22 protein-coding genes and 1 pseudogene are annotated in these 21,143 nt (G+C 65.9%); 14 read left to right on the top strand and 9 right to left on the bottom strand.

What is annotated here, in order from left to right:
* Positions 1–14 precede the first annotated feature (14 nt).
* Positions 15–1,223, top strand: coding sequence for a winged helix-turn-helix domain-containing protein (locus LQR33_RS13850; protein WP_231469396.1), 1,209 nt, complete (start codon positions 15–17; stop codon positions 1,221–1,223).
* A gap of 56 nt (positions 1,224–1,279) precedes the next feature.
* Here the strand turns inward: LQR33_RS13850 and LQR33_RS13855 are convergent, their stop codons facing one another.
* On the bottom strand, positions 1,280–1,639 hold the full coding sequence (locus LQR33_RS13855) for an EthD family reductase (protein ID WP_166438695.1): 360 nt from the start codon (positions 1,637–1,639) through the stop codon (positions 1,280–1,282).
* Positions 1,640–1,790: 151 nt separating this feature from the next.
* Between LQR33_RS13855 and LQR33_RS13860 the strand changes: the two genes are divergently transcribed.
* The 3 genes from LQR33_RS13860 to LQR33_RS13870 all read left to right on the top strand — a co-directional run bounded on the left by LQR33_RS13860 (position 1,791) and on the right by LQR33_RS13870 (position 3,944).
* Complete coding sequence (locus LQR33_RS13860) at positions 1,791–2,084, top strand: hypothetical protein (protein ID WP_166438696.1); 294 nt, start codon at positions 1,791–1,793, stop codon at positions 2,082–2,084.
* Between the two features lie 98 nt (positions 2,085–2,182).
* On the top strand, positions 2,183–2,752 hold the full coding sequence (locus LQR33_RS13865; protein ID WP_231469399.1) for a PTS sugar transporter subunit IIA: 570 nt from the start codon (positions 2,183–2,185) through the stop codon (positions 2,750–2,752).
* A gap of 67 nt (positions 2,753–2,819) precedes the next feature.
* Positions 2,820–3,944, top strand: coding sequence for a GGDEF domain-containing protein (locus LQR33_RS13870; protein WP_221665499.1), 1,125 nt, complete (start codon positions 2,820–2,822; stop codon positions 3,942–3,944).
* Here LQR33_RS13870 and LQR33_RS13875 read toward each other — a convergent pair.
* Together LQR33_RS13875 and pdxR are read right to left on the bottom strand one after the other, a co-directional pair.
* Entirely contained in the window at positions 3,941–5,080 is a 1,140-nt protein-coding gene (locus LQR33_RS13875; protein WP_221667331.1) for a GGDEF domain-containing protein, read from the bottom strand. The two genes, LQR33_RS13870 and LQR33_RS13875, sit on opposite strands and share 4 nt — an antisense overlap.
* Positions 5,081–5,131: 51 nt before the next feature.
* A complete protein-coding gene (gene pdxR / locus LQR33_RS13880) occupies positions 5,132–6,607 on the bottom strand; it encodes a MocR-like pyridoxine biosynthesis transcription factor PdxR (protein ID WP_231176575.1) in 1,476 nt (491 codons plus the stop codon).
* Between the two features lie 113 nt (positions 6,608–6,720).
* Here pdxR and LQR33_RS13885 point away from each other — a divergent pair, with 113 nt between their 5' ends.
* From LQR33_RS13885 to LQR33_RS13895, 3 genes are read left to right on the top strand one after another with little or no spacing between them, the layout of a single operon-like run.
* A complete protein-coding gene (locus LQR33_RS13885) occupies positions 6,721–7,767 on the top strand; it encodes an FAD-binding oxidoreductase (RefSeq protein ID WP_231469402.1) in 1,047 nt (348 codons plus the stop codon).
* Between the two features lie 19 nt (positions 7,768–7,786).
* Entirely contained in the window at positions 7,787–8,473 is a 687-nt protein-coding gene (locus LQR33_RS13890) for a M24 family metallopeptidase (RefSeq protein WP_166438702.1), read from the top strand.
* Positions 8,474–8,489: 16 nt separating this feature from the next.
* Entirely contained in the window at positions 8,490–8,825 is a 336-nt protein-coding gene (locus LQR33_RS13895) for a gamma-glutamylcyclotransferase family protein (RefSeq protein WP_231469404.1), read from the top strand.
* Between the two features lie 76 nt (positions 8,826–8,901).
* On the opposite strand, the gene LQR33_RS13900 is transcribed toward LQR33_RS13895, so the two are convergent.
* From LQR33_RS13900 to thiC, 3 genes and pseudogenes are all read right to left on the bottom strand, one after another.
* Positions 8,902–9,141 carry a DUF2789 domain-containing protein gene (locus LQR33_RS13900; RefSeq protein ID WP_166438704.1) on the bottom strand — a complete coding sequence of 80 codons (240 nt, stop codon included), beginning with the start codon at positions 9,139–9,141 and terminating at the stop codon, positions 8,902–8,904.
* Between the two features lie 103 nt (positions 9,142–9,244).
* Positions 9,245–9,973 (bottom strand): sporulation protein, encoded by a 729-nt coding sequence (locus tag LQR33_RS13905; RefSeq protein ID WP_231469406.1) that lies wholly within the window; start codon positions 9,971–9,973, stop codon positions 9,245–9,247.
* Between the two features lie 99 nt (positions 9,974–10,072).
* Positions 10,073–11,890: pseudogene (gene thiC, locus LQR33_RS13910) on the bottom strand (phosphomethylpyrimidine synthase ThiC); the annotation flags it as partial.
* Positions 11,891–12,312: 422 nt separating this feature from the next.
* On the opposite strand from thiC, the gene LQR33_RS13915 reads away from it, so the two are divergent.
* The 5 genes from LQR33_RS13915 (at position 12,313) to aac(6') (ending at position 15,995) form a co-directional block, all read left to right on the top strand.
* Positions 12,313–12,972, top strand: a complete 660-nt coding sequence (locus tag LQR33_RS13915; RefSeq protein WP_104945754.1) for a protein-L-isoaspartate O-methyltransferase family protein — start codon at positions 12,313–12,315, stop codon at positions 12,970–12,972.
* 2 nt (positions 12,973–12,974) lie between these two features.
* Entirely contained in the window at positions 12,975–13,301 is a 327-nt protein-coding gene (locus tag LQR33_RS13920) for a rhodanese-like domain-containing protein (protein WP_166438707.1), read from the top strand.
* A gap of 145 nt (positions 13,302–13,446) precedes the next feature.
* Positions 13,447–14,169 (top strand): uracil-DNA glycosylase, encoded by a 723-nt coding sequence (locus LQR33_RS13925; RefSeq protein ID WP_231469408.1) that lies wholly within the window; start codon positions 13,447–13,449, stop codon positions 14,167–14,169.
* Positions 14,170–14,247: 78 nt separating this feature from the next.
* Complete coding sequence (locus LQR33_RS13930) at positions 14,248–15,558, top strand: hemolysin family protein (RefSeq protein ID WP_221667335.1); 1,311 nt, start codon at positions 14,248–14,250, stop codon at positions 15,556–15,558.
* Positions 15,555–15,995: an aminoglycoside 6'-N-acetyltransferase gene (aac(6'), locus tag LQR33_RS13935; protein WP_221667336.1), complete on the top strand. Its 441-nt coding sequence runs from the start codon at positions 15,555–15,557 to the stop codon at positions 15,993–15,995. The genes LQR33_RS13930 and aac(6') overlap by 4 nt, the downstream gene beginning before the upstream one ends.
* A 6-nt stretch (positions 15,996–16,001) precedes the next feature.
* Here the strand turns inward: aac(6') and LQR33_RS13940 are convergent, their stop codons facing one another.
* From LQR33_RS13940 to LQR33_RS13950, 3 genes are all read right to left on the bottom strand, one after another.
* On the bottom strand, positions 16,002–16,997 hold the full coding sequence (locus LQR33_RS13940; RefSeq protein ID WP_231469410.1) for a S66 family peptidase: 996 nt from the start codon (positions 16,995–16,997) through the stop codon (positions 16,002–16,004).
* 38 nt (positions 16,998–17,035) lie between these two features.
* Positions 17,036–17,482: a GNAT family N-acetyltransferase gene (locus LQR33_RS13945; RefSeq protein ID WP_231469412.1), complete on the bottom strand. Its 447-nt coding sequence runs from the start codon at positions 17,480–17,482 to the stop codon at positions 17,036–17,038.
* Between the two features lie 110 nt (positions 17,483–17,592).
* Positions 17,593–18,351, bottom strand: a complete 759-nt coding sequence (locus LQR33_RS13950; protein ID WP_231469414.1) for a glycosyltransferase family 2 protein — start codon at positions 18,349–18,351, stop codon at positions 17,593–17,595.
* 508 nt (positions 18,352–18,859) lie between these two features.
* On the opposite strand from LQR33_RS13950, the gene waaC reads away from it, so the two are divergent.
* Entirely contained in the window at positions 18,860–19,819 is a 960-nt protein-coding gene (gene waaC / locus LQR33_RS13955) for a lipopolysaccharide heptosyltransferase I (protein WP_231469433.1), read from the top strand.
* Positions 19,816–21,078: a lipid IV(A) 3-deoxy-D-manno-octulosonic acid transferase gene (waaA, locus tag LQR33_RS13960; RefSeq protein ID WP_231469416.1), complete on the top strand. Its 1,263-nt coding sequence runs from the start codon at positions 19,816–19,818 to the stop codon at positions 21,076–21,078. The genes waaC and waaA overlap by 4 nt, the downstream gene beginning before the upstream one ends.
* Positions 21,079–21,143 lie beyond the last annotated feature (65 nt).

Here is a 21,143-nt window from a genome sequence, read left to right on the forward strand (position 1 = left end):
TTACCGGTTCGGCCATGACCCTCCATCTGTCGCTGCAACACGCCCGCCACCTGCAACTGGCCGCCCAGGGCCTGCTCGCCGCGCCGCGCCGCAAGGCGGCCAAGACGGACGCGCTGGCCGCCATCCGCCGCATGGCGCTGCTGCAGATCGACACCATCAGCGTGGTCGCCCGCAGCCCCTACCTGGTGCTGTACAGCCGCATCGGCGCCTACGAACCAGCCTGGCTGGACCAGTTGCTGGCCGAGGGCGCGCTGTTCGAATACTGGGCGCACGAAGCCTGTTTCGTGCCGACGGAAGACTACCGGCTGCTGCGCCACCGGATGCTGAACGCCGAAAGCATGGGCTGGAAATACTCGCAGCGCTGGCTGGACCAACACCGCGCCGACATCGACGCCATCGTCGAGCACATCCGCGCCCACGGCCCGGCGCGCTCGGCCGATTTCGAGCGCAAGGGCGGCAAGGGCAACGGCTGGTGGGACTGGAAGCCGGAAAAGCGCCACCTGGAAGTGATGTTCACGCTGGGACGGCTGATGGTGAAGGAGCGGCGCGGGTTCCAGCGCGTCTACGATCTGGCCGAGCGGGTATTGCCCGACTGGGACGACGCGCGCGACCTGCCGTCGCCGGAAGACGCGCAGCTGGACATGGTGCGCAACAGCTGCCGCGCGCTGGGCGTGGTCAAGCCCGGCTGGGCGGCCGACTACTACCGGTTGAAGCGCGCGCCGTACGGCGAGCTGCTGCACGGCCTGGCCGACAAGGGCGAGCTGATCCCGGTGAAAGTGGAAGGCTGGAGCCACGACGCCTTCGTCCACGCCAGCCTGGCCGCCGAGCTGGAGCTGGCCGCGGCGGACAGGCTCAACAGCGGCAACACCGCCATCCTGTCGCCATTCGACCCGCTGGTGTGGGACCGCAAGCGCGCGCTGGAGCTGTTCGATTTCGATTACAAGATCGAGTGCTACACGCCGGCATCCAAGCGCCGCTACGGCTACTTCACCCTGCCCATCCTCAACCGCGGCAAGCTGGTGGGCCGGCTGGACGCCAAGGCCCATCGCAAGGAAGGCGTGTTCGAGGTCAAGTCGCTGCATCTGGAGCCGGGCGCGCGAGTCAGCCAGCGGCTGGCCGACGACCTGTCCGCCGCGCTCTGCCGGATGGCCGCCTGGCACGGCGCGCCGCGGCTGGCCATCGGCCAGGCGCCGGGGGACCTGGCCGCGCGCATCCTGGCCTGAGAACCTGTTCAATGCCCACTGCGCGTCGGCGAGACTTCAGAACAGGTTGCTAGCGCCTATTGCGCGTTGGCGTACCAGCCGCTGACGCCGGGCTGGCGCTCGTCCCACAGCGCCACTTCGCTGAACTGGAAATCGGGCTGGATATCCGTGTAATTGGGGATGTCGCCCATGATGCGCGCCGCCACCGGACCAAAGGCCTGCTGGAAAGCCTCCACCGACTCGCACAGCAGCAAGGCCTGAGCCACATAGCCCGGCGCGCTGCCTGCTTCGGTGCCGGACAGGCCGCGGTCCACCCGTACCCCTTTCAAGGTGGCGCCCAATAATTGCTGCACCATGGGCATATGCTGCCGCAGGTAATAATCGAAATCGAAACGCGCGCCGGCGCGCTGGGGATAAATGACGCTGACGGTGATCATCTGGAACTCCGTGGCGGTAAAGGGGAGACCTCAACTTAAACCCAAACTCCCGCATTGCCAATGTCATTCATGACTGGCTGTCCGACAAAATGGAACTTGCGCCGCCTTATCCCGCTCTTTAACAGCATCTTTCACCGCTTAGGACAAAACCATGCGTATCGTGATGCTCGCCGCCGGCAGCGCGCTGCTGCTCGCCGGCTGCAACCAGCAACAGACCACTCAGCTGCAACAGGCCGCATCGGCCGCCATCGGCAGCGTGCACCAGGGCGTGGACAACGCCAGCGCGCCGCTCGGCCAGCTGAAGGACCAAGCCAGCGCCGCGATCGGCGCGGCCAAGCTGGCCGCCTCGGCCGCCGCCCAGAATCCGGAGGTGAAACAGCAGGTGGACAAGCTAAAGGAACAAGCATCGGCGCTCAAGGGAGCCATCCTGCCGAAGAAAGAATAGCGTTAACGAGATTTTGATGTCCGGCCGCCGTTTATTTAGATTCAATTTAGACACGCCGACCTAGCATGAGCCTGCATCCACCACACAGGAGAAGGTCCATGCAAACCCTGGCCGACATCTGTCACGGCAGCGACATCCTGCTGGACGTCGACATATCGAATAAACGCCAGCTGTTCGAATACGCCGCCCGCCAGTTGGGCCAGCGCCACGCGCTGAACGCGCCGGCGCTGCAAGCGGCGCTGCAGCAGCGTGAGGAAACCGGCAGCACGGCGCTGGGCCACGGCCTGGCGCTGCCGCACGCGCGCATCGCCGGCCTGGCCGACGTGCGCGCGCTGTTCCTCGGCCTGAAGCGCGGGCTGGATTTCGACGCCCTGGACGGAGAGCCGGTGCACAGCCTGCTGGTCTTGCTGCTGCCGCGCGACACCCGCGCCCCCCATCTGCAACTGCTGGCGGAGATCGCCCGTGTCTTCGGCGAGCGCCCATTCCGCGCCGAGCTGGCCGCCTGCCGCCTCCCAGACCAAGTCGACAGCCTGTTCCAGCGCTGGTCCGACCCCGAACCCAGCAACGATCCTCATTTCATGCTGGACAGCAACCGCTATTTCCTCGACGCCGAAGCCAGCCTGCGGCCCGATTACAGCGTGCGCCGCAAGGTGACGGCCCGCTTCTGACCGTGACAGCGGAAAAACGCCTTTGCTAGGATGAGACGATGGCTCCATTTCTACGCAACAGGCCCGCATGTCCAATTCCCTGCTGATCATGGTTTCGCTGGCGGTCGCCAGCATCGGTCTCATCACCTGGCAGCACAGCGTGCGCTCCGACCTCATCCGGGCGCGGCGCCGCTGGCTGCAGGCCTCGCTGCTGCTGGCCGTCGGCATGCTGGTGGAAGGCTATGTCGAACCCGGCAAGGGGGAGATGCTGCGGCTGGCGCTGGGCAGCGGCATGAGCAACGCCGGCATCGCGCTGCAACTGACCATCATTGCCCGCGTCACCGGATTGAAGCCACCCAACTGGCTATGGCTGGCCGTCGGCCTGGTTTCCACGCTGGACAAGCTGTTGCCCTACCGCCCGCTGATGCTGGTGCTGGAAAGCGCCGAGATTCCGCTGCTCTACCTGGCCGCGGCCTGGCTGTACCAACGCGCCGAGCGGCTGGTCAGCCGCAACCGCTTCAGCCCCACCGCGCTGTTGTTCCTGTTGGGCGCGCTGCTGTTCGTCTGGCGCGACGCCAGCGATTTCTACCTCAGGCTGCAAACCTCCGCCGCGCCCGACAGCCTAGACCAGCTGCACCAGCTGGCGCTGGCGTTCGCCGCCGCCGCCCAGGTATGTGGCGCGGTCGGCTTTCTCAACATCGTGCTGCAGCGCCAGCACAACCGGCTGGAGGACGCGGCCAACTTCGATCCGCTGACCGGCGCCGGCAACCGCCGCGCGCTGCAATACTGGCTGCGCACGCTGGAGGCATCGGTGGAGCGCGTCTGCGTGGTGATGCTGGACATCGACCATTTCAAATCGGTCAACGACCGCTACGGCCACCAGGCCGGCGACGCGGTGCTGCAGGTGCTGGCCGCCGTGCTGCGGGGCGGCATCCGCGACAACGATATGCTGATCCGCTATGGCGGCGAGGAGTTCTGCCTGCTGATGCCGGACGCGGACATCGAGGACGGGATGCTGGCGACGGAGCGGCTGCTGCAGGCCTTCCGCCAGCTGGCGCCGCTGCCCAAGCAACCGGAGCTGCGCTGCGCGTTCTCCGCCGGCGTGCATGAATGGCATTGCCGGCAACAGGACTTCGCCGACGCCCAGCAGAAAGCCGACCAAGCCTTGTATCTGGCCAAGCAATCGGGGCGCGACCAAGTGCGCCGGCTCTAGCGGCCGACGACGGGCTGCTCCTCGCTGGCTTTTTCGCCGGCCTTGTCCGCCGGAGCGCTGGGCCCGGCTGCCAGATCCATCCGGTGACGCTGCTTCATCTCGTACATGCGCTGGTCAGCCTTGCCCAGCAGCTCTTCCGGCAGCACGAAATCATCGGGCCCGGTTTCCGCGCAGCCCGTGCTCAAGGTCAAGCCGGGCAGGGCCGCGGCCAGTTCGTCACTCAGGCGGACGAGAAAAACTTCCTCGGCCTGCTTGCGGTCGCAATTGGGCAGCACGATGCAGAATTCGTCGCCACCGTAGCGGAAGCAACTGTCCTCAAGGCGGGTGATGCGGCCGATGACCTCGCCCAGCATGCGCAACACCTCGTCGCCGCGCTGGTGGCCCTCGCTGTCGTTGAGCAGCTTGAAATCGTCCACGTCCAGGTATACCAGCGCCACCTTTTCGTAGCGGCGCTGGGCGCTGCGCAGCACCCGGGTCAGCGTCTCGTCCAGATAACGGCGGTTGAGCAGGCCGGTCAAGGGATCCGTGCGCGATAGCTCCTCCAGCTGGCGGGTGCGCGTCGCCACCTTTTCCTCCAGCGCGCGCGCGTACTGCTCCGACTTATTGCGCGAGGTTTCGATCTCGGCCACCAGGCTGCGGATATAGGTTTCGAACACCAGCGCCACGTCGAACATCATCAGCTTGTCCAGCGCCAGCAGCGTATGCTGCCGCACCTCGGACTCCGGTATCAGCTCGGTGAGCTTTTCCGCCAGCAGGAACTTCAGCGAATCCACCGCCGCCAAGTAAAGCTTGGGCTCCACGCCGATGCGCTTGTGCACCAGGCCGATGCGCAGGCGGATATTGACGTATTCCAGGTCGTAAATGCCGCTGAACAGGTCTACTACGTAGCGGCGCTGCGCCGCGCGCAGCCGCTGCAGGGTGTCGGCGTCGCCGATCAGCAGCGCGATCTCCGGCGTGCTGGTTTGCAGCTCGTAGAAACGGGTCACCAGTTCTTCCAGATGCGACTCCACCAGCGTGCCCGCGGCGTGCAGCAGCATTTCGTCGCGCGGCTCCAGGGCGAACAGATGTTTGCGCTGCTCGATTTCGAACTCGGTGATGCGCAGCTGTTCCAGCAGGGTCTGATCGGTTTGTTTCATCCCGTTCCCCAGGACGACGGTATCACCTTAAAGCTATATGCCGGTTTGGCGCTATTCAATCCCGGCAACTACCTTTTCCGCGGCGAAACTGGCCATCTGTCCACGCAGGGCCCGTGCCAGCCGCGCCACGCCCTGCCGCAGCCTAGCGCCCTCCAGGTCGGCGTAGCACAGGCGGAGGCCGGGCTCCGGACTGCCGTCGCCGGTGAAATGGCTGCCGGGCAGAATCTTCACGCCGTGCCGGCGGGCGTCGGCCACCAGCCGGTCCATGTCCAGCCGGGGGTCGAACCGCAGCCAGACGGCCAGGCCGCCGGCCGGCAGCTCGAATTCGGCGAGGCCGGCCAACTCTCGGTCCAGCGCCTCAGCCAGCGTTTGCCGCCGCTCCCGGTACACCCGCCAGGCGCGGCGCAAATGGCGCTTCAGCTCGCCGTGGTCCATCAGCTCGGCCACCGCCTGCTCGGTCACCGGATTGCCCTGCCGGTCTATCAGCAGGATGTTGTCGACGCAGCGCGCGATCAGCTCCGCCGACGCCACCACGTAACCCACCCTCAATCCCGGCGCCAGCACCTTGGACAGCGAGCCGACGTAGACCACGCGCCGGCCGCCGGGCAGGCTGGCCAGCGGCGGCATCGGTCGGTGATCGAAGTGGAACTCGTGGTCGTAATCGTCCTCGATGATGTGGAAATCGTAGCGCTCGGCCAAAGCCAACAGTTGCAGCCGGCGCTCGGCCGGCATCATTAAGGTGGTGGGAAACTGGTGGTGGGGGGTCAGATACACCGCCTTCACCGGATGGCCGCGGCACAAGTCTTCCAGCGCATCCGGCAGCATGCCGTGGCCGTCGCAGGCCACGTCCAGGCACTGCGCGCCCTGCGAGCGGAAGGCGTTGCGCGCCGACGGATAGCTGAGGCGGTCCAACGCTACCGCGTCGCCCGGTTTCAGCAGCGCCTTGCCGGCCAGGTAGATGCCCATCAGGCTGCCGCGCGCCAGGCAGAGATTGTCCAGCGTCGCGGTCAGGCCGCGCTCCATCGTCAGCATGCGCAGCAGCGCGCGGCGCAGGCCGATCTCGCCGCGCGGATCGCCATAGGCCAGCCGGCCGGAGCGGGCGGTGGCGATCAGCGCGCGGCGGTAGGCGCGCCCCAGCGCGTCGAAGGGGATCAGCCGCGAATCCGGCACGTTTTCAGAAAAGTCGATCAGGTCGCCGTCCGCTGCCGCATCCTCCCAGTCCGCCGGCGGCAAGGCCTCTCCAGCCACCGGTTCCCGCAGCGGGGGCGGCAGCGAAGCGGCGACGAAAGTGCCGCGCCGGCCCTCGGCGCTGACCCAGCCCTGGGCCGCCAGCTCCTCGTAGGCCAGCACTACCGTCTTGCGGTTGATCGCCAGCCGCTCCGCCAGCTCGCGGCTGCCGGGCAGCGCGGAGCCGGGCGCCAGGCGTCCGCGCTGCACCGCGTCGGCGATCTGCCGCACGATCTGCAAATGCAATGGTAGGGCGCCGTCGCGCGCCACGCTCAACAGAAAGGGCCAGGGTCTCAACATCGGCATGCTCCCGCTTCTGGACCAGTTTATTTTATAAAAACTGGATGTTTTTACCGGTCCAATGGCTGGCTAGCATAAGCCCATTCACATGACGGACCAAGATGGGAGGCCGAATGGGCGAACTCTATTCCTACACGCTGGCGGGCATCCAGCCGCTGGGGCCGCAAACGCTGCGGCTGGATCTGCGGCCCGGCGACGGCCGCGGGATGCCGATCGCAGCCGGACAATATTTCAGTCTGCGCCTGCAGGACGGAACCGCACGCAGCTATTCGCTGGCCTGCGCGCCGCGCGCGGACGGCGGCCTGGAAGCCCATATCCGGCTGCGCGACGGCGGCCGCTGCTCGGAGTGGCTGCGCCGCGAGGCCCTGCCTGGACAAAGCCTGCAATTGTCCGGCCCCTACGGCGATTGCACATGGCGCGCCGCGGCGCCGGGCGAACAGGTGTTGATGCTAGCCACCGGCACCGGCATCGCGCCGCTGTACGCGATGCTAGCCGCGCTGGACGCGGAAGGAGGCGACTGGCCGGCCATCTCCCTGTACTGGGGCGGCTGCCGCCCCGAAGAACTGTACCTGTCCGACGAATTGGCAGAACTGGCCGCGCGCCGCCATTCTTTCCGCTTCACGCCGGTGCTGAGCGACGCGCCGCCGGATTGGCGAGGCCGTCGCGGCCGCGCGCAGTACGCCGCCGCCGCCGACCATCCCAACCTGGACGGCGCCCGGGTTTACGCTTGCGGCGCGCCGGCGATGGTGGACGACGCGCGCCGCTTGTTGACCGAGCGCTGCGCGCTGCCGGCCGAATGCTTCCACGCCGACGCCTTCATCCCCGCCCTGACCGCCGCCCCCGCCGAAACCGGGGAACTGACGGTGCGCTGGCGGCAGCCGGACAATGGTTGGCAGAGCCTGGCGGCCGCTTCCGGCGGACGCCTAGTCGACACGCTGGCGGCGGCCGAACTGGTATTGCCGGTGTGCGGCGGCGAAGCGTCCTGCGGCGCCTGCCGCGTCGCCGTCCACCCAGACTGGCTGGACCGGCTGCCCCCGCCCGGGCGCAAGGAGCAACGGCTGCTGTCCTCGCTGGACGGCGCGCATCCCCGCCACCGACTGGCCTGCCAGATCGTGCTCGCCGCCGCGCTGGACGGTCTGCAATTAAGCAAACATCCCTAACCCGACAAGGAACACAAGCATGGAACAAACCTGTCTGCAGCAAGAAGCCGTCGGCGCCGCCTTCGACCGCGATGCGATGCTGGACGTGCGCCGCCGCACGCTGAAAGCGGTCCGCGACATCGCCGCCAACGTTAGCCCCGGCATGCTGGAAGAGGACGCGGTGGAAATGGCACGCGACGTGCTGGCCGAAGCCGGCATGTTGCGCGGCTGGCACGACGTCTATGTGCGCTTCGGCCGCAACACGCTGAAAACCTTCGGCGCGGCGTCGGAACCGGATACCCGGCTGGGCGACGACGACATCTTCTTCGTCGACATCGGCCCGGTATGGAAGCAATGGGAAGGCGACGGCGGCGACACCTTCGTCACCGGCGCCGATCCGGAACGAGCGCGCTGCGCCGCCGATGCCCGCGCGATCTTTCATGAAGTGCGGGCAAAATGGCTGGAAGAGCGCAGCAGCGGGCGCGAGCTGTACCACTACGCCGAAGACTGCGCGCGCCGCCGCGGCTGGGAACTGAATCTGGACCTGTCCGGCCACCGGCTGGCGGATTTTCCCCACGCGGCCATCCACAAGGGCGCGCTGGCCGACTTCGACCACGCGCCGAGCGAGCTGCTATGGGTGCTCGAAATCCACATCCGCCACCCATCCGAACCCTACGGCGCATTCTTCGAAGACCTGCTGCTGGAGGATGGCCACTTCACTCGATAAACAACGGGAGCTTGATATGCCTAAACTGTTTTCCTACGGCACGCTGCGGCAGGACGCGGTGCAATTGGCCGCCTTCGGCCACCTGCTCGCCGGCCGCACCGCCGCATTGCCCGGCTACCGCCTCGACTGGCTGTCCATTGTCGATCCCGCCGTGGTGGCCGCCAGCGGCAAGAATGTCCACCCCATCGTCCGCTATAGCGGACAAGCGGCAAACCGGGTGCCCGGCGCGGTGTTCGACATCAGCGACGCGGAACTGGCGCAGGCCGACCGCTACGAGGCGGCCGATTACCGCCGCATCGAGGCCCGGCTCGACAACGGCGAGCGCGCCTGGGTCTACGTCGCCGCCGAATAGCCGCAGCGGATCAGGTAGGGCGACGAGAGGCGGCTTATCCACAGTCCCCTCTCGTTCTCAGATTTATCCACAAGCCCTAGGCTTCGCCCTGCTGCAGCAATACCGACAGCTCATCTGCCGCCTCGCTCCACTCGGCGTCGCACTCCAAAGCCTGGCGCAAGAAAGCGGCCTGGGCCGGCGTCCAGAACGGCGCCTCGGCCAAGGCGACGCGCGGCGGCAGCGGGTGGCTGGAGATGAAGGCCCGGATGTCGGCGGGCTCGTCCGGCAAGCCCAGCTGGCGAAACAGTCCGGGCAACAAATGATTGCTGGTGTCCATCATCGACTCCCTAAGGTGGCTCCACCTCCTCATGCTAGACCGCCTCCGCCGCCTCTGTCCCACGGCGAACGCCTAATCAGCCCCATCGGCCGGTTTTCCGCGCTTACAAGCCCAGCCTGGCGCGAATCTCCGCCGTCCAGTCCACCGCCTCCCAACCCGGCTCCATTCTCAGGCTCAGGCAATAGTCGCGGCCATCGCCGGCGATTTCTATCCATACATGGACAACTCCATGGCTGTCGGGAACCAGGGTCAGCCGGATCTCGCGCCAGTTCCAGCCGGCATCGCGCGGCCTCAGCTCCAATTCCTGATAGCAGCCCAGCGAGCCGGCGACGCCGCCGACATAGGCGATGCCGGCTTCCACCCCAGCGCCCGCCAACTCCCAGCCCAGCCGGGAAAACGCCTGCAACAAGGCGTCCATGCGCGGCGGCGGCAGCACCTGCAGCCGGTCGCTGTCGCCGGCGTCCCGCGCCTGGTCCAAGGCCAGATCGGTATGGACCCACACCAGCGGCTCGCCTCCCAGGGCCGGGTGGCAATTGACCGGCGTCGCCTCCGGCAACGGCAGCAGAAACGGCAAGCGCCATTCGCAGCCGGCCGGAATCCGGCACGGGCCGCTGACCGGCAGGCTGGCCAGCAGCAGGGTTTCCCCGCCCCGCTCGCCTGCGGCTTCAGCCAGCAGCAGCAGTTCTATTTTGGCGATGCGCTGGTCGACCGCTCCACCGCAGACCCTCACCTCTCCGCGCAGCGTTTCGCCGGATTTCAGGCGCGGATTCGACAGACGGGTGGCCACGGTAGCGCCGCCGGTCTCCGCGACGGAAAAAAACGATTTCAGCATGTATGGGCGATCCAAATGAAAAACGGGCCGGCTAATTAGCCGGCCCGCAGACATTTTATGCCTTTAAAATCGCAAAAAATACCAAAACACACCCATCAATCAGACTTTGTCATATAGCTTGCCGCCGCCTTTGACGAATTCGATCGACTTTTCCCGCATGCCCTGCTGCAGCGCGTCCTGCTCGCCTATGCCCTGGCTAGCCGCGTATTCGCGCACGTCCTGGGTGATCTTCATGCTGCAGAAGTGCGGACCGCACATCGAGCAGAAGTGCGCGACCTTGGCGCTGTCTTTCGGCAGCGTCTCGTCGTGAAAATCGCGCGCCTTGTCGGGGTCCAACCCCAAATTGAACTGGTCTTCCCAGCGGAATTCGAAGCGCGCCTTGGACAGCGCGTTGTCGCGGATCTGCGCGCCGGGATGGCCCTTGGCCAGATCCGCCGCGTGCGCCGCCAGCTTGTAGGTGATGATGCCTTCCTTGACGTCGTTCTTGTTCGGCAGGCCCAGATGTTCCTTCTGCGTCACGTAGCACAGCATCGCGGTGCCGTACCAGCCGATCTGCGCGGCGCCGATGGCCGAGGTGATGTGGTCGTAGCCGGGCGCGATGTCGGTGGTCAGCGGCCCCAGCGTGTAGAACGGCGCTTCGCGGCACCATTCCAGCTCCTTGTCCATATTCTCCTTGATCAGCTGCATCGGCACGTGTCCCGGGCCTTCTATCATCACCTGCACCTCGTGCCTCCAGGCGATCTCGGTCAGCTCGCCCAGCGTTTTCAGCTCCGACAGCTGCGCTTCGTCGTTGGCGTCCCAGGCGCTGCCCGGACGCAGGCCGTCGCCCAGGCTGAAGGCCACGTCGTAGGCCTTCATGATTTCGCAGATATCTTCAAAGTGGGTGTAGAGGAAATTCTCGCGGTGATGCGCCAGACACCACTTGGCCATGATGGAGCCGCCGCGCGACACGATGCCGGTCATCCGTCCGGCGGTCATCGGCACGTAGGCCAGGCGCACGCCGGCGTGGATGGTGAAGTAGTCGACGCCCTGCTCGGCCTGCTCGATCAGCGTGTCCTTGAAGATTTCCCAGCTCAGGTCCTCGGCCTTGCCATTCACCTTTTCCAGCGCCTGGTAGATGGGCACGGTGCCGATCGGCACCGGACTGTTGCGCAAAATCCACTCGCGCGTTTCGTGGATGTTCTTGCCGGTGGACAGGTCCATGATGGTGTCCGCGCCCCAGCGCGTGCCCCAAGTCATCTTGTCCACTTCCTCGCTAATCGACGACGTTACAGCGCTATTGCCGATATTGCCGTTGATCTTCACCAGGAAGTTGCGGCCGATGATCATGGGCTCGGATTCCGGGTGGTTGATGTTGGCCGGGATGATGGCGCGGCCTGCGGCCACTTCCTGGCGCACGAATTCCGGGGTGATCTCCTCCGGCAGATTGGCGCCGAAGCTGTGGCCCTTGTGCTGGCGCGTCATCAGGTCCTGCAGGCGCTGGTTGCCGGCGGCCTTCAGCGATTCCACATAGGCGCGGCGGTTCAGGTTCTCGCGGATGGCGACGAACTCCATCTCCGGCGTGACGATGCCCCGGCGCGCGTAGTGCATCTGGCTGACGTTGCGGCCGGCCTTGGCGCGGCGTGGCTTGCGCTGCAGGTTGAAGCGCAGCTCGGCGAGCTTGGGATCGGCCTCTCGGGCGCGGCCGTATTCGCTGGACAGGCCGGCAAGCTGCTCGCAATCGCCGCGCTCGGCGATCCAGGCGGCGCGCAAGGGCGCGAGGCCGCTCTGGATGTCGATCTGCGCGGCCGGATCGCTGTACGGACCGCTGGTGTCGTAGACGAAGATGGGCGGATTCTTTTCGCCACCGAACTGGGTCGGCGTGTCGGCCTGGCGGATCTCGCGCATCGGCACTTGAATATCCGGGCGGCTGCCCTCGACGTGGATCTTGCGGGAGTTGGGCAAAGGCTGGATGGCGGCGGCGTCCACCACCATCTGCTTGTTCACGGGCGCGTTCATCGGGCGGGCTTCTCCAAAAGCGATGAAGCGGCGCAAGGAGCGGTCCGGCATGGCCGGCTGCGGGCCCGAATGGGCCTATATGGCAGGTGACGCTTCCCTACGCCGGTATTATCCGGGTCAGGTTCCAAGGGTATTTCTCACCCGCGCTCCATCATCCGGCGCCATGGCCTACACTTTGCTAGCCATCTGCGCCGAACGCCAGGCGCAGGACCCCTAGCGATGCCGTGTGAAGGTAAGGCAAATATGGGATAATCGCAAGTTATCGTCATGACTCGAGTCCTTGCCGCCGACGCTGTCCTCCATGGGCGGAGCGGACTCCCAGCCCTCCGGAGTTTAAGTTGATGGATTTCGAAAAAACCCGTTTCAACATGGTCGAACAGCAGATTCGCCCATGGGATGTTCTGGATACCAATGTGCTGGATCTGCTGTTTCACGTGAAACGCGAGGACTTCGTCGCCGACAATCAGCGCCAGCTGGCCTTTGTCGACACCGAACTGCCGCTGCCCAACGGCAGCAAGATGCTGCAGCCCAAGATGGAAGCGCGCCTAGTGCAGGACGCCGCCATCCAGCCTAGCGACAAGATCCTGGAAATCGGCACCGGCAGCGGCTACCTGACCGCGCTGCTGGCCAAGATGGGCAAGCAGGTGGTGAGCGTGGAAATCGATCCGGCGCAGAAGGAACGCGCGGCCGCCAACCTGAAGAAAGCCGGCATCGCCAACGCCACCCTGGTCGAGGGCGACGGCGTGCTGGGCCTGGCCGAGCAAGCGCCTTACGACGTGATCGTCGTCGGCGGCTCGCTGCCGGTGGTGCCGCAAGAACTGAAGGACCAGCTGGCCGTCGGCGGCCGCCTGATCCTGGTGGCCGGCGATCTGCCGGTGATGGCTTGCAAGCTGATCGAGCGCGAAACCGACACCAGCTTCCGCGAAACCGCGCTGTTCGAGACCTGTGTCGAGCGGCTGAAGAAATTCGAGGCGGTTGAACCCGCCCGTTTCAGCTTCTGATCATGCTGCGCGAAATCACCGCTCCGGCGCTGGCGGCGCAGCTAGCCGACCCGCAGGCCGCGCGCCCGGTGCTGCTGGACGTGCGCGAAGGCTGGGAATACCAGCTGGCGCGCATCGAAGGCAGCGTGCACATCCCGATGAATCTGATCCCGATCCGGATGAGCGAGCTGCCGGACGATGCGCCCATCGTCGCCATCTGCCACCACGGCATGCGCAGCGCCCAGGTGGCGCTGTTCCTGCTGAACGCCGGCTTCGAGAACGTGATCAATCTGCAGGGCGGCATCGACGCCTGGTCGACCCAGGTGGACCCGGCCGTCGCCCGGTATTGATGCTGGACTGGACGGTTCGTCGCCCCTCTGACGCGACGCGCCCTGCAAACACCGCCCCCGGGCGGTGTTTTGTTTTGGAACGAATCGCGCAGCCATCTTTCCAAGCCACGTTAACCGCCTGGCGATCCATAGCAAAGAACCCGATATGTCTTCTCTGACCTACCTCGCTCCCGCCCTCGCCCGCGTCCACCCCGCCTGGGAAAAGGTGCTGGGCCAGCCCGCCATCGCCGCCCGTCTGGCCGAAATCGACCGCCAGCTAGTCCTGCAGCAAGGCGACGGCAAGACGCTGTTTCCGCCCCCGCCCCAGGTATTCAACGCGCTGACCTTCGCCGCGCCGGCCGACGTCAAGGTGGTGATCCTGGGCCAGGACCCCTACCACGGCGACGGCGAGGCGATGGGCCTGTCGTTCTCGGTGCCGGCCGGCATGCGCGTGCCGCCCAGCTTGCGCAACATCTACAAGGAGCTGGCGGCCGACCTCGGCCACGGCATGCCCGCCTGCGGCGATCTCAGCCACTGGGCGCAACAGGGCGTGCTGCTGCTCAACAGCGTTCTCACCGTCGAACGGGACAAGGCCGGCAGCCACGGCAAGTTCGGCTGGCAGACGGTCAGCGACGCGCTGATCGACGCCGTCAACCGCGACAACCCCGGCTGCGTGTTCCTGCTGTGGGGCAATTGGGCGCAGACCAAGGCCGAGCGCATCGACGCCGGCCGCCACCTGGTGCTGACCGCCGCCCACCCGTCGCCTTTGTCCGCCAGCCGCGGCTTCCACGGCTGCCGCCACTTTTCTCAGGTCAACGCTTGGCTGATCGCCTGCGGCCGCCAGCCGGTGCGATGGGAAGCGGCTCCCGCGCAGAACGCCCTGTTCTGACAACGGCTCCGCCGCGCCGCTTTGCGCGGCGGGCCGCTTGCCCTAAGCTAGTAGCTCCTCCACTCCCCTGCTCTCATCGTGGAAATCCTGCTGCTGCTGGGCCTGATCCTGTTGAACGCCGTGTTCGCGATGGCCGAAATCGCCATCGTCTCCTCGCGCAAAGTCCGGCTGCAGCAAAAGGCCGAAGACGGCCATAAGGGTGCCCGCGCCGCGCTGGCGCTGGCTTCCGAACCCACCCGCTTCCTATCCACCATCCAGATCGGCATCACCTCGATCAGCATCCTGTCCGGCGTCTACGGCGAAGCGGCGCTGTCCGAGCATCTCCGCAGCGCGCTGCTGGACGTGCCGCTGCTGGCGCCGTACAGCAAACCGCTGTCGGTGGCGCTGATGGTGCTGTTCATCACCACGCTGTCGCTGATCCTGGGCGAGCTGGTGCCCAAGCGGCTGGCGCTGTTGAACCCGGAACGGGTGGCGATGGCGCTGGCGCGGCCGATGCTGCTGCTGTCGCGCGCGAGCGCGCCGCTGGTGCAGGTGTTCAGCCGCGTCACCGACGGCCTGCTGCGCCTCTTGGGAGCCAAGAAGAGCGACGAGCCGTCGATCACCGAAGACGAGATCCGCACGCTGATGGAACAGGGCGCCGACGAAGGCGTGTTCGACCGCGCCGAGCAGGAACTGGTGGAAAACATCTTCCGCCTGGACAACCGCAAGGCGTCGGCGGTGATGACGCCGCGCAAGGACGTGGTGATCCTGGACCTGGAAGACGGACCGGAACGCAATCGCGAGCTGTTGCTGGCCTATCCATTCAGCCATTTTCCGGTCTGCCGCGGCGACACCGACCAGGTGATAGGCGTGCTCAACGCCAAGACCCTGCTGGACCGCCTGCTGCGCGGCGAGCCGCTGGACTTCGCCGCCGAGCTGTCGCCGCCGTTGTACGTGCCGTCCACCTGCTCGCTGATGCAATTGCTGGAGCAGTTCAAGCAGGCTCGCAGCCACAGCGCGCTAGTGGTGGACGAATACGGCGAGCTGGAGGGCTTGGTGTCGATCAACAACGTGATGGAAGCCATCGTCGGCGACCTTCCAGCCATTGGCGGCGAAAGCGACGAGATCGTGCAGAGAGAGGATGGCAGCTGGCTGGTGGACGGCATGGTGTCGCTGGAGCATTTCCGCGAGTTCTTCGAGCTGGAGGCTCAATTGCCCGGCGAGGCCGGCGGCAACATCCACACCCTGGCCGGGGTGATCCTGCACCAGCTGGGCCGCGTGCCCAGCGTCACCGACCGCTTCGAATGGAACGGCTTCAGCTTCGAGGTGGTGGACATGGACCGCACCCGGGTGGATAAGATCCTGGTGCAGCGCCATCACCTGCCGCAGCCGGAGTTCGAGTCGATATGAACGTCGTCCCCGCCGCCTCCCGTCCCAACGCCTGGCAGGCCCTGCGCGCCGCGCTGTGGCCGCACTGCCCGCTAGATAGACACCAGGAGGAAATCGACGCCCAGAGCGCCGATGTCCGCCGCTGCGCCGCCTTTATCGCGCTCGACGGCCACGGAGACGCCGTCGGCCTGATCGAGCTCGCGCTGCGCGTCGATTACGTCAACGGCGCCTCCAGCTCGCCGGTGGCCTTCGTCGAAGGCCTGTACGTGGCGCCGGAGCATAGGCGCGCCGGCATGGCGGCCCTGCTGCTGGCTGCGGCCAAGGATTGGGCCATCCGCCGCGGCTGCGCCGAGCTGGCCTCCGACACCGGCCTCGACAATCTGGTCTCGCAGCAAGCGCACCTGGGCCTGGGCTTCGAGGAAACCGAGCGCGTGGTGTTCTACCGGATGGCGCTGTAAACGTCCTCAGCGCGCCGCGCGCTGCTCCAGCCTGGCCTCCCCCTCCCCGAACACCTCCAGCGTCGCCCAGGCGCCGTTGAGCAGGCTCCATTGCGGCGGCACGTGGCCGATGTCGGCATCCACCGCCACCGGATACGGCAAACCGTCCAACGCTGCGCGCAACGCCCCCTCATAGCTCAAAGCATCGCCGTCGGCCGCGTCAGGGCCGCTGCTGCGGCCCAATACCAGCCCGGCGAGGCCATCCAGCGCGCCGGACAGCCGCAGGCCCGCCAGGGCCCTTAAAACGCCACAGGGCCCGAGTTCGCAGTTTTCCAGATACAAGATGGCCGGCTCCGCCTTGAACGCGTCCAAATCGAAATACGGCGTGCCCTGCAGCGGCGCCAGCACGTCCAGGCAGCCGCCGATCAATCTGCCCTCCATTTTCCCGCTCCCGCCGCCCAGCAGCCGCACCCGGTTGGCGAACTGCCGGCCCGGCTCGTCCCAGCGCCAGTAGCGGCCATGCTGCGCCTGCGCCGGCGGCAGGCCGGTTTCCAGCGCCGCCAGCAGCGCCTCGTTGCCGAATGCCCGATCCTTCAAGGGCAGATCCATCAAGTTGGGGCCGTGCAGCGTCGCCCAGCCGGCGCGCAGCGTCAGCGGCGCCATCAGCGTGGACACGTCGGAGAAGCCGGCCACCCACTTCGGCGGCAGCTCGGCCAGCGCGGCGAAATCCAGGCCCGGCAGCAGCTCGATCGCCCGCTCGCCGCCCCAGGGCGGCAGGATGGCGCGGATGCCGGGGTCGAACAGGAAACGCCGCAATTCGGCCAACCGCGCCGCGGCGGGCGCGCTGGCGTCGTGTTTCTCGTCGCGCAAGCATTCGCCCTCCTCCACACGGTAGCCGCGCGCGCGCAGCTCGTTCAGCGCGTCGTCCAGCCGGCCGTGCAGCTGCGGATGGACCCCGGAGGAAAAAGCGGTGACGGCGATAGCGTCGCCGGGCTGGAGCGGCGCGGGAAAGCGGATAGGCATGGATGTGGTCTCGAAGCGTGCGGATGGGTCTGCCGCGCTCAATCCCGCCGCGGCAGATCGAGCGCGAAGGTGATACCGGTGCTTTTCTGCTGGTAGCCGATGCGGTGGTAGAAGGCGTGGGCCCAGGTGCGGTGGATGCCGGAGCGCAGCCGGATGCGCGGATAGCCGCGTTCATGCGCCCACCTTTCACAAGCTTCCAGCAGCAGCCGGCCTATGCCCAGGCCGCGGCAGCCAGGATCGACGACGATGCCGCCGATTTCGACATAGCTGTCCGCTTGCAGCAGATGGCCGCCATGGCCGTGGATCCAGCCGACCACCTCGCCCTCCCGTTCCGCTACCCAAATCTCGTTGTTGATGGCGTCCCGCGCCGTGGCGTAGCGGGACGCCAGCTGCTCGGGCGTGGTCGGATAGTCGAGGTCGCCGCACAGGCGCGCCACCGCGCCGATATCGGCTTCCGTCATGGTGCGGATGAGAATGGGGTTCATGTGGTCGGTTCCGAAGCAAAACCCCATCCTAAGGGAATCCGGCAGGCAAACCAAATGTCATTTCGCGCGGCGAACCAGCCCGCGCCAGCCGCCCGTCGTTCAGAAGCTTGTCAGCCGTTCTTGTTCAGCCGGCGGAGTTCGATCAGCTTCGCGTACTTGATATAGCTGTTGAAGCAGCCGATCGAAATGTGCACCAGGCCCGGCAAACCATCCAGGAAGCCGCGGCGGACAAAATAGAACTTGAAGAAGCGCAGCAACGGGCTGAACAGCAGCTTGCCGGCGCCCACCTTCTTGCCGCGCTTGTACAGCTGTTCCGCCTGCAGCGAGGTATAGCTGTTCTGCTTGGATAAATAGAGCGCGATGTCCTCGCCGGACTCGTGCATCAAGTCGCCATCCAGCTTTTCCACAGGACCGTCGCAGATCACGTACTCGTGCACCGCGTCATCGGACCAGCGCGCGCGGCGGCGATCGAACAAGCGCAGCGACCAGTCCGGATAACCCTCGCCGTGTTTCAGGAAACGTCCCATGAAACGGTTGCAGCGCGGGAAACGATAGGCGGCGGCCTGTGGATTTTCCAGCATCTTATTGATAGACAAGGACAATTCTTCGGACAGGTATTCGTCCGCATCCAGGCACAGCACCCAGTTGTGGCTGGCTTGGCTGACCGCGAATTGCTTCTGCGGACCGAATCCCAGCCATTCCTGGTGGATAACTTTAGCCTGATAGGCGGAGGCTATTGCCAATGTGCTATCGCTGCTGCCGGAATCCACAACCACGATCTCGTCCACAAAGCTCAATTTCTGCAGACATTGTTCCAATTGTTTGCCTGCATTCTTGGTGATTAGCACCGCGCTGACAGCTACTCGCATCTTTTCATGTATTCCCATTTATAAAGTGATGAAACTGGTAGAAGGTTGCTTCTTCTTGTGGATAAGTACATTTATCCGTTTATTTTCAATACATTGATTCTATCCAAAAGCTGTTGTCAGCCGTGCTCGCAATCGGGTGAGCAGTTGTGGATAACTTTAGCGGTTTCTGCAGACTCATGGTTGTCCACAGTTGTTGATCCAGTTTTGCAGACTGGCTTGTGCACGACTTTTTTTGCATTCAAGTTGGCCTACCTCAGCGGTTTTTCATTAACGCAACTATAAAATGATGAAACTGCTGAAGGTGGCACTTTGCTGTGGACAATTGCTAAAAATGCCTTTGCTTCATAGGTTTGCCCTGTTGATAGGCATGGGATTATTGTATAGGGCAATGGCAGGGCAGATTGTGGATAAATCCGGCCGGACTTATTCACAGCCTCTTATCCACATCCCGTCACGAGGGATTTTACGTGGTTAACCACAGCCCCGCTCGGGTACAATGCGCGCCATGATGAATGTGCTGATTGTGCGCACCTCGTCGATGGGCGACCTTATCCACACTTGGCCGGCCATCACCGAGCTGAAAACGCATTACCCGAATATCCGCTTGAGCTGGCTGACCGAGGAAAGCTTCGCCGACATCGCCCGCTTGCACCCGCAGGTGGACGAGGTGCTGACGCTGAGCTGGCGCAGTTGGCGCCGGCGCTTGTGGCAGCCTGCCGCCTGGCGCGAACTGAAGGCTTTGAAGCAAAAGCTGCGCGACGCGCGCTTCGACCTGGTGCTGGACAGCCAGGGCTTGCTCAAGAGCGCGATTCCCGCCCGCTGGGCGCGCGCGCCGTTGGCCGGGCTGGACTGGAGCAGCGCGCGCGAGGCCTTGGCCAGCCTGTTCTACGACAAGAAGCACAAGGTTTCGCGCAAGCTGGCGGCGATCGCGCGCAACCGGCTGCTATTCGGCCTTAGCTTCGGCTACGCGCCGGAAGGCCAGCCGTTGTTCGGCGTCCGGCCCGGCGAGCGGCCCAGCTGGATGCTCAGCGGCCGCTACGCGGTGCTGCTGCACGCGACCAGCCGCGCCTCCAAGGAATGGCCGGAAGCGCGTTGGGTGGCGTTGGGAACCGCGCTGTCGGCCCATCACGACATGGTGACGGTGCTGCCCTGGGGCAGCGACAAGGAAAAGGCGCGCGCCGAACGCCTGGCCGCGCAGCTGCCGGCCGCGGTGGTGGCACCCAAGATGAGCCTGGGCGAAGCCGCCGGGCTGCTGGGCCACGCCAGCGCGGTGATAGGCGTGGACACCGGCCTGGTGCACCTGGCCAACGCGCTGAACGTGCCGGTGGCCGCCATCTACACCGATACCGATCCGCAGCAGACCGGGGTGGTGGAAACGCCGTGGGCGACCAATCTGGGCAATATCGGCCAGTGTCCCACTGTGGATGAGGTGCTGGCGGCGCTGCAATCGCGGCGGGATTGGACATGAGCTGGCAGCTGGCGCTGTACAACGGCCTGTGGCGCGCGCTGACGCCGCTGGTGCGGCGCTATCTGAGGAAGCGGGCGCGCAAGGCGCCGGCTTACCTGGAGCACTGGGACGAGCGTTTCGGCCAGGCGCTGTCGCCCAAGGCGATGGGCGCGATCTGGATCCACGCGGTGTCGGTAGGCGAGACGCGTGCAGCGCAGCCGCTGGTGGCCGCGCTACGCCGCGAATGGCCGGACGCGCCGCTGTTGCTGACCCAGATGACGCCGACCGGCCGCGCCACCGCCGAGCAGTTGTACCCGGACGCCGAGATCCGCTACCTGCCCTACGATTATCCACAGGCCGCCGCCGATTTTCTGCGCGCCTACCGGCCGCGTTGCGGCGTGCTGATGGAAACCGAGATCTGGCCCAATCTGATCCACGCGGCGGCGGCGCAGCGGGTGCCTTTGCTGCTGGCCAATGCCAGATTGTCGGAAAAATCGCTGAACGGCTATCGCAAGATCGCCGGCCTGATTTCGCCGGCTTTGGCGAAATTGACCGCTGTTGCCGCGCAGACGGTGGAAGATGGCGAGCGTTTGACGAAGTTGGGCGCGCGGAATGTTTCAGTCTGCGGCAGCAGCAAATATGATATCGAGGTGCCGGAAGCGCAACGTCATCTGGCCGCCGACTTCCGCGCGCGGGTCGGCGGGCGGCCGACGCTGCTGTGCGCGAGCACCCGCGACGGCGAGGAAGCGCTGATCCTGGACGCCTGGATGGCCGCCGGCGACGCGGTCGGCGACGCGCTGTTGGTGATGGTTCCCCGCCATCCGGAACGATGGGACGAGGTGGAAAGATTGGCCGCCGAGCGCGGCCTGAAGCCACAGCGCCGCAGCGACGGCGCCGCCATCGCCGCCGATGCCCGGGTATGGTTGGGCGACAGCATGGGCGAGATGTTCGGCTACCTGGGAGCGTGCGACGTCGCCTTCATCGGCGGCAGCCTGCTGCCTTACGGCTGCCACAATCTGATCGAGCCGGCCCAGATGGGCGTACCGGCGCTGTTCGGCCCGTCGGTGTTCAATTTCCAGCAGGCCGCCGCAGATTCGCTGGCCGCCGGCGCGGGCCGCCAGGTGGGCGACGCGGCCGAGCTGGTGTCGACGGCCTTGTCGCTGATGGACGATCCGGCCGCCGGCGAGGCGATGCGCCAGGGCGCGGCGCGCTTTCGCGACGCCCACCGCGGCGCCAGCGAACGGATGTTGGCGCTGATCCGCCAGGCGCTGTCTTCCTGACGGCCGTTCAAAGCCTTTTCCGGGCCGCGCGGCCTAAAAATGAAAAACCGCCCTGCCGGGCGGTT

Origin of the sequence: Chromobacterium piscinae, assembly GCF_021129175.1 — a bacterium.
In the GTDB taxonomy this organism is placed as follows: Bacteria; Pseudomonadota; Gammaproteobacteria; order Burkholderiales; family Chromobacteriaceae; genus Chromobacterium; species Chromobacterium piscinae.

Bases quoted from the DNA above. Each gene is read 5' to 3' on its own strand.
- LQR33_RS13850 (WP_231469396.1), top strand. From the start codon at position 15: ATGACCCTCCATCTGTCGCTGCAACACGCCCGCCACCTGCAACTGGCC.
- LQR33_RS13855 (WP_166438695.1), bottom strand. From the start codon at position 1,639: ATGATCACCGTCAGCGTCATTTATCCCCAGCGCGCCGGCGCGCGTTTC.
- LQR33_RS13860 (WP_166438696.1), top strand. From the start codon at position 1,791: ATGCGTATCGTGATGCTCGCCGCCGGCAGCGCGCTGCTGCTCGCCGGC.
- LQR33_RS13865 (WP_231469399.1), top strand. From the start codon at position 2,183: ATGCAAACCCTGGCCGACATCTGTCACGGCAGCGACATCCTGCTGGAC.
- LQR33_RS13870 (WP_221665499.1), top strand. From the start codon at position 2,820: ATGTCCAATTCCCTGCTGATCATGGTTTCGCTGGCGGTCGCCAGCATC.
- LQR33_RS13875 (WP_221667331.1), bottom strand. From the start codon at position 5,080: ATGAAACAAACCGATCAGACCCTGCTGGAACAGCTGCGCATCACCGAG.
- pdxR (WP_231176575.1), bottom strand. From the start codon at position 6,607: ATGTTGAGACCCTGGCCCTTTCTGTTGAGCGTGGCGCGCGACGGCGCC.
- LQR33_RS13885 (WP_231469402.1), top strand. From the start codon at position 6,721: ATGGGCGAACTCTATTCCTACACGCTGGCGGGCATCCAGCCGCTGGGG.
- LQR33_RS13890 (WP_166438702.1), top strand. From the start codon at position 7,787: ATGGAACAAACCTGTCTGCAGCAAGAAGCCGTCGGCGCCGCCTTCGAC.
- LQR33_RS13895 (WP_231469404.1), top strand. From the start codon at position 8,490: ATGCCTAAACTGTTTTCCTACGGCACGCTGCGGCAGGACGCGGTGCAA.
- LQR33_RS13900 (WP_166438704.1), bottom strand. From the start codon at position 9,141: ATGGACACCAGCAATCATTTGTTGCCCGGACTGTTTCGCCAGCTGGGC.
- LQR33_RS13905 (WP_231469406.1), bottom strand. From the start codon at position 9,973: ATGCTGAAATCGTTTTTTTCCGTCGCGGAGACCGGCGGCGCTACCGTG.
- LQR33_RS13915 (WP_104945754.1), top strand. From the start codon at position 12,313: ATGGATTTCGAAAAAACCCGTTTCAACATGGTCGAACAGCAGATTCGC.
- LQR33_RS13920 (WP_166438707.1), top strand. From the start codon at position 12,975: ATGCTGCGCGAAATCACCGCTCCGGCGCTGGCGGCGCAGCTAGCCGAC.
- LQR33_RS13925 (WP_231469408.1), top strand. From the start codon at position 13,447: ATGTCTTCTCTGACCTACCTCGCTCCCGCCCTCGCCCGCGTCCACCCC.
- LQR33_RS13940 (WP_231469410.1), bottom strand. From the start codon at position 16,997: ATGCCTATCCGCTTTCCCGCGCCGCTCCAGCCCGGCGACGCTATCGCC.
- LQR33_RS13945 (WP_231469412.1), bottom strand. From the start codon at position 17,482: ATGAACCCCATTCTCATCCGCACCATGACGGAAGCCGATATCGGCGCG.
- LQR33_RS13950 (WP_231469414.1), bottom strand. From the start codon at position 18,351: ATGCGAGTAGCTGTCAGCGCGGTGCTAATCACCAAGAATGCAGGCAAA.
- waaC (WP_231469433.1), top strand. From the start codon at position 18,860: ATGAATGTGCTGATTGTGCGCACCTCGTCGATGGGCGACCTTATCCAC.
- waaA (WP_231469416.1), top strand. From the start codon at position 19,816: ATGAGCTGGCAGCTGGCGCTGTACAACGGCCTGTGGCGCGCGCTGACG.